The organism is Citrobacter sp. 172116965 (assembly GCF_013458095.1).
Lineage (GTDB): Bacteria > Pseudomonadota > Gammaproteobacteria > Enterobacterales > Enterobacteriaceae > Citrobacter > Citrobacter braakii.
The window spans coordinates 4,992,602-5,008,300 of the sequence record NZ_CP046673.1 but is presented as its reverse complement, the minus strand read 5'-3'; the positions used below and the strand labels follow the sequence as shown (position 1 = coordinate 5,008,300).

At 52.1% G+C, this 15,699-nt stretch carries 12 protein-coding genes; 2 read left to right on the top strand and 10 right to left on the bottom strand.

From position 1 onward, the window contains the following. Positions 1–10 precede the first annotated feature (10 nt). Positions 11–1,060, bottom strand: coding sequence for a nitrogen regulation protein NR(II) (gene glnL, locus GPJ68_RS24185; protein WP_016155163.1), 1,050 nt, complete (start codon positions 1,058–1,060; stop codon positions 11–13). A 203-nt stretch (positions 1,061–1,263) separates the two neighbouring features. Next, positions 1,264–2,673: a glutamate--ammonia ligase gene (glnA, locus tag GPJ68_RS24180; protein ID WP_003028638.1), complete on the bottom strand. Its 1,410-nt coding sequence runs from the start codon at positions 2,671–2,673 to the stop codon at positions 1,264–1,266. Positions 2,674–3,053: 380 nt separating this feature from the next. On the opposite strand from glnA, the gene typA reads away from it, so the two are divergent. Next, a complete protein-coding gene (gene typA, locus GPJ68_RS24175) occupies positions 3,054–4,877 on the top strand; it encodes a ribosome-dependent GTPase TypA (protein WP_008786988.1) in 1,824 nt (607 codons plus the stop codon). A 69-nt stretch (positions 4,878–4,946) separates the two neighbouring features. Here the strand turns inward: typA and ompL are convergent, their stop codons facing one another. The 8 genes from ompL to yihU form a co-directional block, all read right to left on the bottom strand. Continuing rightward, complete coding sequence (gene ompL / locus GPJ68_RS24170) at positions 4,947–5,639, bottom strand: porin OmpL (protein ID WP_047415641.1); 693 nt, start codon at positions 5,637–5,639, stop codon at positions 4,947–4,949. Between the two features lie 66 nt (positions 5,640–5,705). Beyond that, on the bottom strand, positions 5,706–7,127 hold the full coding sequence (locus tag GPJ68_RS24165; RefSeq protein WP_104651906.1) for an MFS transporter: 1,422 nt from the start codon (positions 7,125–7,127) through the stop codon (positions 5,706–5,708). A gap of 46 nt (positions 7,128–7,173) precedes the next feature. Beyond that, positions 7,174–8,556, bottom strand: coding sequence for an MFS transporter (locus GPJ68_RS24160; RefSeq protein ID WP_104651905.1), 1,383 nt, complete (start codon positions 8,554–8,556; stop codon positions 7,174–7,176). A 45-nt stretch (positions 8,557–8,601) separates the two neighbouring features. Beyond that, positions 8,602–10,638: an alpha-glucosidase gene (locus tag GPJ68_RS24155; protein ID WP_104651904.1), complete on the bottom strand. Its 2,037-nt coding sequence runs from the start codon at positions 10,636–10,638 to the stop codon at positions 8,602–8,604. Between the two features lie 52 nt (positions 10,639–10,690). Then, positions 10,691–11,566, bottom strand: coding sequence for an aldose-1-epimerase (locus GPJ68_RS24150; protein ID WP_104651903.1), 876 nt, complete (start codon positions 11,564–11,566; stop codon positions 10,691–10,693). Positions 11,567–11,584: 18 nt separating this feature from the next. After that, the gene (gene yihS, locus GPJ68_RS24145; RefSeq protein ID WP_016155169.1) at positions 11,585–12,826 is read right to left on the bottom strand and encodes a sulfoquinovose isomerase; all 1,242 of its coding nucleotides are present in this window, start codon (positions 12,824–12,826) and stop codon (positions 11,585–11,587) included. Positions 12,827–12,838: 12 nt separating this feature from the next. Continuing rightward, entirely contained in the window at positions 12,839–13,714 is an 876-nt protein-coding gene (gene yihT / locus GPJ68_RS24140; protein ID WP_104651902.1) for a sulfofructosephosphate aldolase, read from the bottom strand. A gap of 19 nt (positions 13,715–13,733) precedes the next feature. Beyond that, complete coding sequence (gene yihU, locus GPJ68_RS24135; protein WP_019077940.1) at positions 13,734–14,624, bottom strand: sulfolactaldehyde 3-reductase; 891 nt, start codon at positions 14,622–14,624, stop codon at positions 13,734–13,736. Positions 14,625–14,790: 166 nt separating this feature from the next. Between yihU and GPJ68_RS24130 the strand changes: the two genes are divergently transcribed. After that, positions 14,791–15,687, top strand: coding sequence for a sugar kinase (locus GPJ68_RS24130; protein WP_104651901.1), 897 nt, complete (start codon positions 14,791–14,793; stop codon positions 15,685–15,687). Positions 15,688–15,699 lie beyond the last annotated feature (12 nt).

Genomic DNA, 15,699 nt, shown 5'->3' with positions numbered 1-15,699 from the left:
AACGTCACCTTTATTTCCTGATAGGCAGGTAAACCGAGAACTCGGTATGACCCGGCCAACTGGTAAATTCAATTTTGCCGGAATGTTGATCAATCAAATTACGGGCGATGGATAATCCAAGGCCGGTACCGCCTTCGCGACCGCTGACCATTGGGTAGAACAGCGTGTCCTGCAAATGCGAGGGAATTCCCGGGCCGTTATCCTCAACATCAATCCGCGCCGCCAGACGATAACGCATACCGTGCAGCGTGAGCTGAAACGCGGTGCGGGTACGCAGAATAATCTCGCCGCCTTCCGGTCCCAGCGCCTGCAAAGCATTGCGCACGATGTTCAGCAAAACCTGCTCGATCTGGTCCGGGTCGTGCAGTAATTCAGGCAGACTCGGGTCGTAATCACGAATCAGCGTGACGTTTTCCGGCAGCTCCATCGAGACCAGCGCCACCACGCGCTCCGCCACTTTGTGGATACTTTCTGTGACGTGCATTCCCGGCTGTTGTGGTCCCAGCAGACGGTCGACCAGATTACGCAGGCGGTCGGCCTGCTCAATAATGACTTTGGTATATTCGGTCAGCGCCGGGTCCGGAAGCGCTTTACTGAGCAGTTGCGCCGCGCCGCGTAATCCACCCAGCGGGTTTTTAATTTCGTGCGCCAGGCCGCGCACCAGATCGCGGGCAGCAATCTGCTGGGCGTGCTGGAGCTGTTCCTGGCTCAGACGGCGCTGGTTATCCATTGGCGCCATCTCCAGCAGGATAAGGCCATCTGGCAGCCTCTGAGCGGTCACAGAGAGGATGTGTGAGTGGCTATCTATCACCAGCGTCACTTCGTTATCCGTAAAGCCCTGGCCTGCTTCCAGGCTCTCTCGCATCAGCCCGATGTTTAAGGAGAAATAACTCAACAGATCCGGAAGTGGGGTACCAAACAGTTTGCGGGAGCTTTGGGCGAGCAGCTGTTGTGCCGCCGGGTTGGCGTAATGTACCGCCAGCTCATCGTCGACGAGTAAGATGCTGTTGATTAAAGAATTGAGGATCTGCCCAGCATCGGGCAGCGTGCCGGTTGCCATTCAGCAGTCTCCTGAAAAGTGTTGCACCAATTTAGTGCATTATAGCTTTTTACATCAAAAAAGCGCGAGGAAGCAGGTTGTTAGTGGAGAAAAAAGCCCATCCTGGGATGGGCTAAAAGTTCCACGGCAACTTAAAGACTCTATATTTTTCTTGCTACAGCCGCGTGGGTCGCAACAAGAAATCTACGGAGTATTGGTACTAATTAAACGCTGTAGTACAGCTCAAACTCTACCGGGTGCGGAGTCATACGCACGCGGTCATCTTCTTCGCGACGCAGCGTAATGTACGCATCGATCGCTTCATTGGTGAACACGCCGCCTGCAGTCAGGAACTCACGGTCCAGATCCAGTTCTTTCAGTGCTTCTTCCAGAGAACCAGCAACCTGTGGGATCTCTTTCGCTTCTTCCGGCGGCAGGTCGTACAGGTTTTTATCCATGGCTTCGCCCGGGTGGATCTTGTTCTTAATACCGTCAAGACCCGCCATCAGCAGTGCTGCGAAGCACAGGTACGGGTTAGCAGCCGGGTCCGGGAAACGCACTTCGATACGACGCGCTTTCGGAGAAGCCACTACCGGAATACGGATAGAAGCAGAACGGTTACGGGCAGAGTAAGCCAGCATTACCGGCGCTTCGTAGCCTGGGACCAGACGCTTGTAAGAGTTGGTGGTTGGGTTAGCCAGGGCGTTGATCGCTTTAGCGTGTTTGATTACGCCGCCGATGTAGAACAGCGCCTGCTCAGACAGACCCGCATATTTGTCGCCAGAGAACAGGTTTACGCCGTTCTTGGACAGGGACATGTGGCAGTGCATACCGGAACCGTTATCGCCAAACATAGGTTTTGGCATAAAGGTCGCGGTTTTACCGAAACGGTGAGCGACGTTGTGAACCACATATTTGTAGATCTGAATTTCGTCTGCTTTTTTGGTCATGGTGTTAAAGCGGGTCGCGATTTCGTTCTGACCTGCGGTCGCCACTTCGTGGTGATGCGCTTCAACAACCAGGCCCATTTCTTCCATGATCAGACACATGGTAGAACGGATGTCCTGAGAAGAATCTACCGGAGGAACCGGGAAGTAACCGCCTTTCACGCCAGGACGGTGACCTTTGTTACCACCTTCGTATTTGGTGGAGGAGTTCCATGCGCCTTCGATGTCATCGATAGCCACGTGGGAACCGGAAATGGACGCGCCGAAACGGATGTCGTCAAACAGGAAGAACTCTGGCTCAGGCCCGAACAGAACGGTGTCTGCGATGCCGGTAGAACGCAGATACTCTTCAGCGCGTTTAGCGATGGAGCGCGGGTCGCGGTCGTAGCCCTGCAGCGTACCTGGTTCCAGGATATCGCAACGGATGATCAGGGTGGACTCTTCATAGAACGGGTCGATGAGTGCAGTAGACGCATCTGGCATCAGAACCATGTCTGATTCGTTAATGCCTTTCCAGCCACCGATTGAGGAGCCGTCAAACATTTTGCCTTCTTCAAAGAATTCGGCATTTACCTGATGAGCAGGAATAGTGACGTGCTGTTCTTTACCTTTGGTATCAGTGAAGCGTAAATCAACAAACTTCACTTCGTGTTCGTTCAGCATCGTCAAAACGTGTTCAGCGGACATACTTACTCTCCCGGATTGGTCATGGTCGTCGTGGTAACGAAGTCTTCAATTCTGCAAAAAATTGGCCGTGTCGCCGTAAAAAATATAAAGCGAAATCTGTGCCAACTTTTAAATTGCCCCTAAAAGGCGTTATCATGCGCACTATCGTGCAAAGGGGCTGCACCATGAAGGTTGTATTGCACCATTATAGTGCTTTAATGTGAACATTAAGCACCATATTGGTGCAAAGCATGTCAGATTACTCCTTTTAACGCTCCGTGAATGTGATCACAAAGAAACTCTGCAATACTTGTTTGCGGAGGATGTTTGTGATCCTGTTTTGTACTGCGATTAATCCGTGTACAATAACGCGCTATTTCTAAAATGCCTGAGGCAAAGTTGTGATCGAAAATTTGCGTAACATCGCCATCATCGCGCACGTAGACCATGGTAAAACGACCCTGGTAGACAAGCTGCTCCAACAATCCGGTACGTTCGATGCACGTGCTGAAACCCAAGAGCGCGTGATGGACTCCAACGATTTGGAGAAAGAGCGTGGGATTACCATCCTCGCTAAAAACACCGCTATCAAATGGAATGACTACCGTATCAACATCGTTGATACCCCAGGGCACGCCGACTTCGGTGGTGAAGTTGAACGTGTAATGTCCATGGTCGACTCCGTGCTGCTGGTGGTGGATGCAATGGATGGTCCGATGCCGCAGACGCGCTTCGTGACCAAAAAAGCCTTTGCCCATGGCCTGAAGCCAATTGTTGTTATCAACAAAGTTGACCGCCCTGGCGCGCGTCCTGACTGGGTTGTTGATCAGGTATTTGACCTGTTCGTTAACCTCGACGCTACCGACGAGCAGCTGGACTTCCCGATCGTTTACGCTTCCGCGCTGAACGGTATCGCAGGTCTGGATCACGAAGATATGGCTGAAGACATGACTCCGCTGTATCAGACCATCGTTGATCGTGTTCCGGCTCCAAGCGTAGACCTTGATGGCCCGCTGCAGATGCAAATCTCTCAGCTGGACTACAACAACTACGTTGGCGTAATCGGCATCGGCCGTATCAAACGCGGTAAAGTTAAACCGAACCAGCAGATCACTATCATTGATAGCGAAGGCAAAACCCGTAACGGTAAAGTCGGTAAAGTTCTGACCCATCTGGGTCTGGAACGTATCGAGAGTGATATTGCCGAAGCGGGCGATATCATCGCGATCACCGGTTTGGGCGAACTGAACATCTCCGACACCATCTGCGACCCGCAGAACGTCGAAGCGCTGCCGGCTCTGTCCGTTGATGAACCGACCGTAACCATGTTCTTCTGCGTAAACACCTCCCCGTTCTGTGGTAAAGAAGGTAAATATGTTACCTCTCGTCAGATCCTTGATCGCCTGAACAAAGAGCTGGTGCACAACGTTGCGCTGCGCGTCGAAGAAACCGAAGATGCGGATGCGTTCCGTGTATCCGGTCGTGGTGAGCTGCACCTGTCTGTTCTGATCGAGAACATGCGTCGTGAAGGTTTCGAAATGGCGGTTTCCCGTCCGAAAGTAATCTTCCGCGAAATCGACGGCCGTAAACAAGAGCCGTTCGAAAACGTAACGCTGGACGTAGAAGAGCAGCATCAGGGTTCTGTCATGCAGGCTCTGGGTGAGCGTAAAGGCGACCTGAAAAACATGAATCCAGATGGCAAAGGCCGCGTACGTCTTGACTACGTGATCCCAAGCCGTGGTCTGATCGGCTTCCGTTCAGAATTCATGACCATGACCTCCGGTACCGGTCTGCTGTACTCCACCTTCAGCCACTACGACGATGTTCGTGCGGGTGATGTGGGTCAGCGTCAGAACGGCGTACTGATCTCCAACGGCCAGGGTAAAGCAGTTGCGTTCGCACTGTTCAGCCTGCAGGACCGCGGTAAGCTGTTCCTGGGTCACGGTGCTGAAGTTTACGAAGGCCAGATCATCGGTATTCACAGCCGCTCTAACGACCTGACTGTAAACTGCCTGACCGGTAAGAAACTGACCAACATGCGTGCGTCCGGTACTGACGAAGCAACGGTTCTGGTTCCGCCGGTTAAGATGACTCTGGAGCAGGCTCTGGAATTCATCGATGACGACGAACTGGTAGAAGTTACCCCAACCTCTATCCGTATCCGTAAGCGTCACCTGACTGAAAACGATCGTCGCCGTGCAATGCGTGGCGCGAAAGAAGAGTAATTAACGCTCTTTCTCAGGTAAGCATAAAAAAGCCGCTGATTTCAGCGGCTTTTTTTATCATCAGGAGAATTAGAAGAAATACTTTGCCCCAACACGAATCTGGTTTTGTTCGCGATGATAGGGTTCAACATTGCGATCTAACCAGCGTAATTCAAGGTAGGGTAACCAGTGTTCATTGATACGATACTTAAAGGTATTGGTAATTTCCCAGTGATGATCTTTTCCATTGCTGCTATTGAAGTCATTGACTCGTATAAAATAGTGCGGTTCAAAGGTATAGGAAAATTTATCGGTAATGGTAAAGTTCCAGTAGTTGCCTATTTCATAGGTATCATTATTATCCAGCTCACCGCTTAGGTCGGTTGAACTGTAGTTATTATGGTTATATCGATTACGCACGGTAAGATTAAACCACGGTGTAAATTTATAGTTAACATCCAGATAAACAGCACCGCCTGAGCCAATACTCTTATCGTTTATTAACCCTCCAGGCTGGATTGTTAATTTATCTGTCGGTTTAAATAACGGGTACCAACCCTCTATTTCGTTATAGCCGTGTTTTAACTCATCCTTGCGTTGCATAGTGTAGGTGTTCGTAAGCATGATACCCGCGCCCATATCGGAGTTATAGCCAACGCGCAGCATGACCTCCATTTGGTCGGATGCCAGGTTATATGCTTCGCGGTTTTCTACATAGGCTCCAGCGAAAGCAGAGGTTGATACCACAGAGGATAATAGAATTATTGTCGTTAATTTTTTCATGATAAATCCATTTTTTACGCGTAGGGAGGCCGCCATCCATTGGGATGGAATAGGCGGCAATTATTTTTATACGTTTACAGCAGAGGTATTCTTTTTATTAGTAATAGGGTCCGGTTGGATGTTGTTTTTCTTCCGTTGGCTGATTTCCTCAATAATAAAAGCAAAACGATTTTCGTTGAGCTTATAAAAGAAGCCCATCGTGAGTGCTGCAATAATTGCAAGTCCGCAAGGCCAGAGGAAAATAAGCTGACGCAAACCGAGCAGTGTGGCATCGCTCTGGACTATATTGGGGATATAACCGATTTGCGTCAGCATGATGCCCGGCAGGAAGCCTGCGAGCGCAGCAGAAATTTTGCGAGAAAAGGTATAACCCGTATACACCGAACCTTCCGCACGGATCCCCGTTTTCCATTCGCCATAATCGACCGTATCCGGAACCAGTGCCCAGTTTAGACTGTTAACAAAAGCGGTTCCGAAGAAGGCCATGCAAGAGAACGTGACGAATAAAAATGACGTACTGCCCCAGAAAAAGTTCAGCACATCACCGATAGCCCATAGCGCCAGGCCACCGAGGTAAACCTGCTTTTTACCGAAGCGTTTTACAGCTGTGGGAACCAGCAGTACCCCAACCAGAATGCATCCCATGCTGAAGAAACCCATCCACGACAGCAGATGAATATCGTTGAGCACGTACTGGGTGTAATACACCTGGATCGCCAGCTTGATGTTGAATGCCGCCAACGTGCACAGATTGGCGACACACAGCACCAGCAGTGGAGGGTTACGGAAAATGGCGCAGAACGACTTGAGAATGCTGGGCTTATGGTGATCCGGCACGATTTCGATATAGCGTTCCTTCACACCGCTAAAGCACCACCACATGCTGAACAGTCCGCAGACGGAGAAGATCAGTGCGGCAATCAGATAACCCAGCGAAGGTGAACTAACAAATAGCGCCTGAATAGGCATAAAGCCAACAGTACACAGTAACAGGCCTACGGTAGCGCCGCCCTGACGCCAGGCGGCGAGCTGAGCTCGTTCATGCGGGTTTTTCGTGATCGCGGGCACCATCGCGCCGTAGGAGCAGTTCATCAGGCTATAGAACAGCCCGAACAGCATAAACAACACTGTCGCCAGCCCGGTTTTCACCGTTAGCGTAAAATCTGTCGCTAAAAACTGCGCGCTGGCAACGACAGCAACAGGAAATGATGCATACAAAATAAAGGGCCTGAATTTCCCTTTTGCGCCAATATTACGCCTTGAGTCCAGCAACACACCGGTCAACATATCAGTGAAAGCGGTGAAGAACTTCGCCACCAAAAAGATAATCCCACCGTAATACGCCGGCATCCCTAGTTCATCGGTATAAAATTTAAGCAGATACAGCGTGCCGATACACAGCATCAAATTTGAGCCGAAGTCACCCACTCCGTAGGCGAATTTTTCACGCAGGCTCAGTTTTAGCGTTAGCGGATCATGAAAAGACATAATCGCTCCTCAATAGCGCCCCGTAGAGCGCTATTTATTATTATTATCAAACGGGTTGTTTACGCGCTTCTATCTCTTCAACGATGCGGACATACATCTTCTCGTTAAGGTTGTAGAAACAGCCCATAGCTACAATGGTGATCACCGCCAAGGCGCAGGGATAAATAAAGATCAACTGACGCAATCCTTCGACCGTACTTGCAGATTGCACCACATTGGGGACGTAGCCGATTTGCGTCAGCATCCATCCCGGGAAGAATCCTGCCAGCGCTTGTGATACTTTACGGAAGAAGGTGAAACCGGTGTATACCGTACCTTCAGAGCGTACGCCGGTACGCCATTCGCCATATTCCACGGTATCGGAGACCAGCGCCCAGTTCAGGCTGTTGACGAATGCTGAGCCGAAGAACGCCAGACAAGAGAACGCGACAAAACTGACGGAGCCGCCGCCAAAGAAGTAGTTAAGCAGATCGCCCGCCACCCAAATCAGCAAACCGCCGATGTAGACTTTTTTCTTGCCGAAACGTCTGACCATGCCTGGCATCAAGAAGACGCCGATGAAGATACAACCCATGCTAAAAAAGCCCATCCAGGAAAGGAGGATCGGGTCATTAAGAACGTACTGGGTGTAGTAGACCTGAATCGCCAGCTTGACGTTAAACGCGCCAAGCGTGCAAAGGTTGGCAATGCACAGAATAAACAGCGGGCGGTTACCGGCGATGGCGCGAAAGGATTGCAGCAATCCCGGTTTTTGCGCGGCATCAACGGGTTTCACTTCCACGTAACGTTCTTTTACCCCGGCATAGCAGAGCCACATAAACAGCAGGCCAAACAGAGAAAACAACGTGGCGGCGAAGATATAACCCAGCTGCGAGTTGCCTTCGATCAGGTTCATTACGGGAACAAAACCGACGGTACACAGCAACAGACCAAGGGTTGCGCCACCTTGCCGCCAGGCGGCAAGCGACGCGCGTTCGTCAGGATTTTTCGTAATCGCGGGAACCATCGCACCATAAGAGCAGTTCATCATGCTGAAAAACAACCCGTACAGCATAAACAGTATTGTCGCCATGACCGTTTTACCGGTGACTTCAAACGGTGTACCGACAAAGTTTGCAATCGCCAGCAAGGTAACCGGAAATGCGGCATAAAGAACGAACGGACGGAATTTTCCCTTCGGGCCAATTTTGCGACGGGAATCAAGCATAATCCCGGTGCCCATATCGGTAAACGCGGTAAAAAACTTGGCGATGAGGAAAATGATACCGCCATAAGTTCCAGGTAAACCAAGGACATCGGTATAAAACTTGAGTAAATAGAGCGTACCAATATCCAGCAGGATATTGGAGCCTAAATCACCCATCCCATAGGCGAGTTTTTCTTTGAACGGCAAGCGTAGGGTTGCCGGATTAGAGGAAGTCTGACTCATTATTATTCTCCATGTGCCCGCGAGTTTCCCCACGGGCGAGCCGCATTAGATGTTGCGTAAAGTGGCAAACAGTGACGCCCATTCACTCTTCGCGCGATAAAACACCGGAGGCTTGCCAATAGGCGCATCCACGGTAATTTCACCGCCCTGGTAAGTTTCCCCGGTCCAGATGTTGACCCAGCTATCCTCCGGCAGATACAGAGTCCAGTTTTGCTGGCCTTGTTCGTGAACCGGCGCAACCAACACATCCTGTCCCAGCAGGTACTGATATTTCAGTGTGTAGGTCCGTGCATCGTCTTCGTAATGTAGGAATAGCGGGCGCATCACCGGCAGACCGGTAGCGCTGTTTTGCGCGACCGCCTGTTTCAGATACGGTTTAAGGGTGGTAAAGACGGTGGTCATACGAGCAAAGTGAGCGATGGTTTCAGCATCACCATCAAACTGCCAGTTATCGCCAGGGCGGTTACCTTCGTGGGTGCGCATCATCGGCGTGAAGGCGCTAAAGTCACACCAGCGCAGCAGCAGCTCTTTGCTGCGTTTCATTTCAAATAGGGTGGTGTAGCCGCCGATATCGCTGTGGTGCAGACCATGACCGCTCATCGCCAGTGACAGCGCTGCAGGAACGACGGAAGCCAGACCGTCGTCAAGGCTCCAGTCAACGTTCTGATCGCCTGCCCACATCATGGTGGAGTATTTCTGGCTGCCGGTGTAACCCGCACGCATAAAGAACAGGATCTCGCCGAGCTTGCCAGTCTCCTGTAACGCTTCGTAGTTACATTTCGCCCACAGCGCAGGCCAGGCGTTATGCATAATTTCAGCGCTAATGCCATTGTGCAGGTAAGTGTCGGTTGGCAGGTATTCGCCAAAGTCGGCCATCCAACCACCGCATCCCAGCTCAATCATGTTCTTTTTGATGACTTCTTTGAACCAGGCGTAGGCTTCAGGGTTGGTCAGGTCCACCACGCCGCCGTAAAACTCGCCAAACTCAACCAGATAGTCAGCGCCAGAGGAATCTTTCGCCAGATAACCGTGCGCAGCCGCTTCAGCGCAGAGATCTTTATCGCTGGCGACGTACGGGTTGATGTAGGAGAGGAATTGCACGCCTTCTTCTTTCCACTGCTTAATACGGCTATCCAACTGAGGATAGTTGTCGCTGTTCCACTTCCAGTTCCACATCACGCGTTTGCCAAAGGAGGTCATGCGGATCCCGGACCAGTCCTGCGCCCAGATGCCGTTTACTTTCACGCCTGCGTTACGCATGGTGTCCAGTTTGTTCTGGCAAACCTCAGTACCGCCTTGAATACCGAGCGTGACGCCATCGTAGATCCAGTCCGGCAGCTCCGGCTGGCGTCCTAACAGCGCGGTCAGTTTTTCCAGTAAAGAGATGTAGGTGTCAGCGCATTCAAATCGTAGGGTGGTTTTGTCCTCCCACAATGCCAGTTCGTGATACTCCGGCACGCTGAAGTCGAAATTCATATAGCAGCTGTTATCAACGTGGCAGTAGTACTTCTGCGTGCTGACGAAGGTCGGCTGCGGGAAAAAGGTCCAGTAGTAGTCACCACCGGCATTTTCTTTGCAGTCTGCCTGCCAGGTGACATAGCTATTTTTGTTACGGCCCACGCCCTGTTCGCTGGTCCACAGTGGGAACGGTTTACCGCGTAAGTCGAAATAAGAGAACTGTTCACCGCAGCCGTAAATATGATCGTCCGGGTTGGCAGCCAGACGCAGCCAGATGCGGTTATGGCTGAGATCATCGTTGTGCAGATCCAGCTTCAGGCGACCCTGTTCATCGGTGGAGATGTGCAGCGTGGCGTTGATGGTGTTACCGCGACTGAAATGCACCTGCCAGCCGTCAGGCGACTCGCTGACCGTGGCGTCGGTTAGGGCAATCTTCTCATTGAGCATGTCTTTAATGCTGAAGTTGCCGCGGAACATATCAATATCGGCAACGCCAGCGCCGATCCACAGGCAAGGTGTTTCTGTGCTGTGACGTAAAATCAGGCGCTGGTGGTATGTCAGCGTAAAGCCATTCTGTAACGTCGTTAGTTCTAAAGCGGTTGACCGTTGTTGTAGCGAATTCATTATCGTCTCCGTAAAAATAGGGTAATTCGGTAATTTTTGTTTTGGGATAAGGTTATTCGGCACCGATTAAAAAATGCATCCGATGCATCTCGCCGGGTGCCAGAGAGATAAGACTGATGCCTGAATTAAAGGCATCTGGCGGGCAGGTCATGGGTTCTACGGCAATCCCCAGACGGTGTAATTTCTCGCCGCTGTAAATCTGTAGCCACGGCTGGTCGCAACGTAAGTACGTCGTCATATTTTTCGTTGCACTGAACATGCTGACTTCCCATTCACGCCCGGACACAGGGGTTTTAAAGGTGTGATCGATCTGCGTTGCAGCGACAGGGCGCGGCGTGTTGAAATTCAGCGCGGTATTCTCAACGCGATGCGTTTCCAGGGTATCAATGTCAAAGACCTCATCTGTCGGAAGAGTGAGCGTACAGCTATCTATCTTCTCAAGACCACAGGTCAAATAGGGATGAGCGCCAGAACCATAAGGCGCTGATTCATCACCAATATTCAGCGTAGTAATAAAAATGTGCAGACCGCTTATTGCATCAAGGCGATATGTTGTTTCAACCAGTAATGAAAAGGGATAACCATAAGAGGGCGGCAGAAAAATCATCAGCGACACTTCCGATGCCGACTGCTGGTTAATCTGCCAGTCCCGCCAGGCCAACAGCCCGTGAATGGCGGTATGCGAAATAGGGTCGTTAACGGCAAGCTGGAAGGTCTTGCCGTTATGTTGATAGCTGCCGTCTGCAACGCGGTTTGGCCATGGGACTAACACTTTTCCTAAATGCGCCTGCGGCATCTCTTCCGGCTTATGTGGAATAACGATGTGACGCCCACGATGCATCAATTCTGCCAGCCCAGCGCCAACCGTGACGATTTTCGCCTCGTAGTGTCCGGCCTGAAGATGAATGGTTTTTCCACCACTATGCATGGCTGCTATCCTTGTGACTTATTTGGCGTTGATATCCAGAAGACCGGCAGCAACCGCCGGAGCAAGGCCCGGAGCCAGCGGTAGACGCGGGATTACCAGGCAGTGCAGCAGGTGATAAATGTCCTGCTTACCGTCCCAGACTTTGGTGGTCACTTTGTTATCGGTATCCAACTCCTGCCACCATGAACCGGTCTCGTAGTCCATCAGGTAGGTGATGCAGTAATCCCACCACTTCTGGTACCAGGCTTCGTACTGACTGTCGCCGGTGAGGGTATACAAGGCATAGGCGGTACCCATGGCTTCGACTATCGGCCAACGCACTCTTTCGCGAACGATTGGTTTACCGTCCCAGTCCACCGAATAGACAAAACCATCCGCACCGTCCGGTGCCCAGGCATCACGGATGGTGGCGTGGAACAAGCCTTTGGCATCTTCCAGCAGCCAGGCGGGAGGCGTTTCGAAGCGGGCTTCCAACGCGGCATGCAGATGCAGCATCAGACGGCCCCATTCGATCCAGTGGCCCGGCGTGCCGCCGTATGCGCGGAAACGGTGAGCAGGGTTATCCTTGTTGTAATCGCGGATTGGGTTCCACTGTGAATCGAAGTGCTCGTTGACGCGATACTCCCCGCTGCGGGCCACGTCGTGAATAATCACCGAAGCAATTCGCAGTGCGCGATCGAGCCATTTACGGTCATGGGTAACGTCATAAACGATCAGGAAAGCCTCGACCGCGTGCATGTTGGCGTTACCGCCACGGTAATCTTCCGTCTGGCTGAAGGCTTCGTCCCAGGACTCCAGGCACATCTGCTCGTCTTCGCTCCAGAAGTACTTTTCAATCACCTCGATGGCGTCATCCAGCAATTGTCTGGCCTGTGGATGACCGGTAGTGACCGCGCTTGCCGCGCCGAGCAAGACGAAGAAATGCTGATAACCCTGCTTGGAGGCGTCCATCACGCCTTCGTCATTTACGCAGGCGTACCAACCGCCGTAGCGTGTGTCGCGTAGCGCACCGTTCAGCGCTTTAATGCCGTGATCGACGAGTTGGTATGCGCCAGGCCTACCCATTGACGCGGCAACGGAGTAGACGTGCAGCATGCGGGCGGTGATCCACAGATGTGTCCCCATATCTGCTCTGACCTGACCACTGTTTCCCAGCCAGCCAAATCCGGTAGGTACCGCAGCGTTCTTACCAAAGTTAAAGATGCGGTCTGTTTCCTGCTCCAGCCAGCGGTTGTGGCTTAGGGTGTTAAACCATTTCATTCTGAGATCCTCTTAGCGCCGGGCCATCATTTCATCGACGATATCGCCCAGACGCTGCAACTTAGGTGCGGAAACATCACGCAGCATCAGTTCGGTATCCGGCAGGCCAACCACGGATGACCAGACCGCACGTCCGGCCAGGAAGCCGGATGCGCCAGCGGTCATTGCTACGCTGACCGCGCGTGGGAACAGTTTTTCATCCACACCGGAGGAGAGAATGACCCACGGCATGTTGATGTTTTCATTCAGGCGCTGAGAGGCGCTAAGCAGCTCTTGTTGGGTTCCTTTGCCGTACAGAGGCATTTCGACCTTGTAGAGATCGGCACCGCTATCACCCAGTTCTTTCGCGGCATCGATAATGGCCTGTTCACGATCGAACTTATCGCCACGACGTGGTGGGCGAACAACCGGCTCGATGATGCTCAGCAGGCCATTGGAATGGCACAGTTCATTGAATTCTCCCACCATATCAAGACGTTGTTGGGCATCTTCATCGCTACGCCACAGCACCAGTAGTTTGAGGGCCTTGGCACCATCTTGCTTCACGGTCTGCGGGTTGATTTTTTTATCAATCACCACGCTATCGACCGGAATACCGTTACCCGGAATGAACTCATCAGCGGCCACAATCATGGCGCAGTTTTTGGCGACCGCGTTTTGCTCTACAACCTGGCGGTAGCAGAACTGCTGATCGACCAGAATGGCGGAGGCATAGGGGGAAAGGATCTTCGCCGCATTGACTTTGAAATCGGTCAGCACGCTGTCATTGACCGGGGATTTTGCACCCGCGGCGGCAAACATTAAGCGCATGGCTTCGCGCTGATCGACCGCCAGCATGGCAAACCCGCCGGAAGCTCGGGTGATATCTTTCAGGGTGTACTTGGTCATTGTTCAGTCCTTTTACTTATCAAAGTTGGGAATTCAGTCCGGCAGATGCCCGAACCTGCTCGAGTATTGCGGTCCAGTCTTCCCGGCCACGGCCAGCGGCGCGTGCCTGGTTATAGACTTCGCGGGAAGCGGCGCCGAGCGGCATCGGCACGTGCAATTGGTTGGCAACGTCCAGGGCGATGCCAAGATCCTTGTGAGCTAAATCGATCATGAAAGCCGGGGAAAGATCGCCTTTCAGCACTTTGTTCGGCCAGGAGGTAGTAAAGTGGCCTTTTCCGGCGGGGGTGCCGCTCATGACTTGCAAAGCCACATCGAAGGAGAGACCAAGTGCCTCGCACAACACGGCGGCTTCGGCAGAGAGGGCGTTTAGCGCGATACTCATGTAGTTGTTGATGAGCTTCACGCGGATCCCCATGCCGGGACCACCTGCATTGATCAATTCATTACCCATCGCCATCAGAAACGGTGTGGCGCGTTCTACCTGCTCTGCCGTTCCACCTGCCAGCAGCAACAGCGTTCCCGCTATGGCGTGATCGGAGGTGCGTCCAACCGGGCAATCCATCATATCGAAGCCTTTGGCACGCATATCGGCGATGAGTTTATCGGTTTGCAGTGGGTGAATAGTCGACATATCAATTACTAACGCCTGCTGTGAGAGGCTTTCGCAAATACCCTGCTCGCCGAACAATACGCTGCGCACCAGATCGCCGTTTGGCAGCATGGTGATGACAAATTCTGCACCTTTTGCTGCCTGAGCCGGGCTACTGGCAGGCTGTGCTCCTTTTTCCACCAGGCGCTGAACGGCATCCGGGTTAACGTCAAAGACGCTGAGTTGATGACCCTGCTTCAGCAAGTTGCTCGCCATGGGTGAACCCATCTGACCTAATCCGATAAATGCTATAACTGCCATAACGTTCTCCTGAGACGTGGATGTCATTTTTTGTCATTTAAGGTCGTTTGTTTCTGTCTGTTTTTGATCGTATTTGTAATTTATGGTCAAAAAATTGACAGCCGTCACTTTTTAAACATTTTGTGAAATTAAAATGATCCCATCTTGAAACGCCTAAGGAACGACCATGATTCGTATTGCTTGTGTAGGTATTGCCGTGATGGATCGCATCTATTACGTGGAAGGTTTACCGACTGAAGGAGGTAAGTATGTGGCGAAGCGTTATACGGAAGTGGGCGGCGGGCCTGCTGCAACGGCCGCAGTGGCTGCAGCGAAGCTGGGCGCGCAGGTGGACTTTATTGGCCGTGTGGGCGATGACGACACCGGAAATAGCTTGCTGGCGGAGCTGGAGTCCCTGGGGGTAAATACCCGCTATTCCCGGCGCTACGCGGGGGCGAAGTCTTCACAATCGGCAATTATGGTTGATGCGCAAGGGGAACGGATTATCGTTAACTATCCCAGCCCGGATTTACTGCATGATGCTGACTGGCTCAATGAGATCGATTTTACCCAGTGGGATGTGGTGTTGGCGGATGTTCGCTGGCACGAAGGGGCCAGGCAGGCGTTCACATTGGCACGTCGGGCGGGAGTGATGACGGTACTGGATGGTGACGTAACGCCACAAGATATCCGCGAGCTGGTGGCGTTAAGCGATCATGCTGCGTTTTCTGAACCCGGTCTGGCGCGTTTAACCGGGATAAACGATCCTGAAGCCGGACTGAAACAAGCACAAACGCTCACAAATGGTCACGTGTATGTAACGCGGGGCAGTGCAGGCTGCGACTGGATAAAAAATAATACGTTGCAGCATCAATCTGGATTTAAAGTCGACGTTGTTGACACAACGGGGGCGGGGGATGTTTTCCATGGTGCGCTCGCGTTTAGCCTGGCCGGCGGCGACCTCCCGGAAGAGGCCGTCAGGTTCGCCAGCGGGGTTGCTGCGCTAAAATGTACGCGTCCGGGAGGAAGGGCCGGAATCCCTGACTGTGATCAAACCCGATCTTTTCTGTCACTTTTTGTATAAAATGCCAGGGCA

Bases quoted from the DNA above. Each gene is read 5' to 3' on its own strand.
- GPJ68_RS24150 (WP_104651903.1), bottom strand. From the start codon at position 11,566: ATGCATAGTGGTGGAAAAACCATTCATCTTCAGGCCGGACACTACGAG.
- yihT (WP_104651902.1), bottom strand. From the start codon at position 13,714: ATGACCAAGTACACCCTGAAAGATATCACCCGAGCTTCCGGCGGGTTT.
- glnA (WP_003028638.1), bottom strand. From the start codon at position 2,673: ATGTCCGCTGAACACGTTTTGACGATGCTGAACGAACACGAAGTGAAG.
- GPJ68_RS24130 (WP_104651901.1), top strand. From the start codon at position 14,791: ATGATTCGTATTGCTTGTGTAGGTATTGCCGTGATGGATCGCATCTAT.
- GPJ68_RS24155 (WP_104651904.1), bottom strand. From the start codon at position 10,638: ATGAATTCGCTACAACAACGGTCAACCGCTTTAGAACTAACGACGTTA.
- yihU (WP_019077940.1), bottom strand. From the start codon at position 14,624: ATGGCAGTTATAGCATTTATCGGATTAGGTCAGATGGGTTCACCCATG.
- yihS (WP_016155169.1), bottom strand. From the start codon at position 12,826: ATGAAATGGTTTAACACCCTAAGCCACAACCGCTGGCTGGAGCAGGAA.
- glnL (WP_016155163.1), bottom strand. From the start codon at position 1,060: ATGGCAACCGGCACGCTGCCCGATGCTGGGCAGATCCTCAATTCTTTA.
- GPJ68_RS24165 (WP_104651906.1), bottom strand. From the start codon at position 7,127: ATGTCTTTTCATGATCCGCTAACGCTAAAACTGAGCCTGCGTGAAAAA.
- GPJ68_RS24160 (WP_104651905.1), bottom strand. From the start codon at position 8,556: ATGAGTCAGACTTCCTCTAATCCGGCAACCCTACGCTTGCCGTTCAAA.
- ompL (WP_047415641.1), bottom strand. From the start codon at position 5,639: ATGAAAAAATTAACGACAATAATTCTATTATCCTCTGTGGTATCAACC.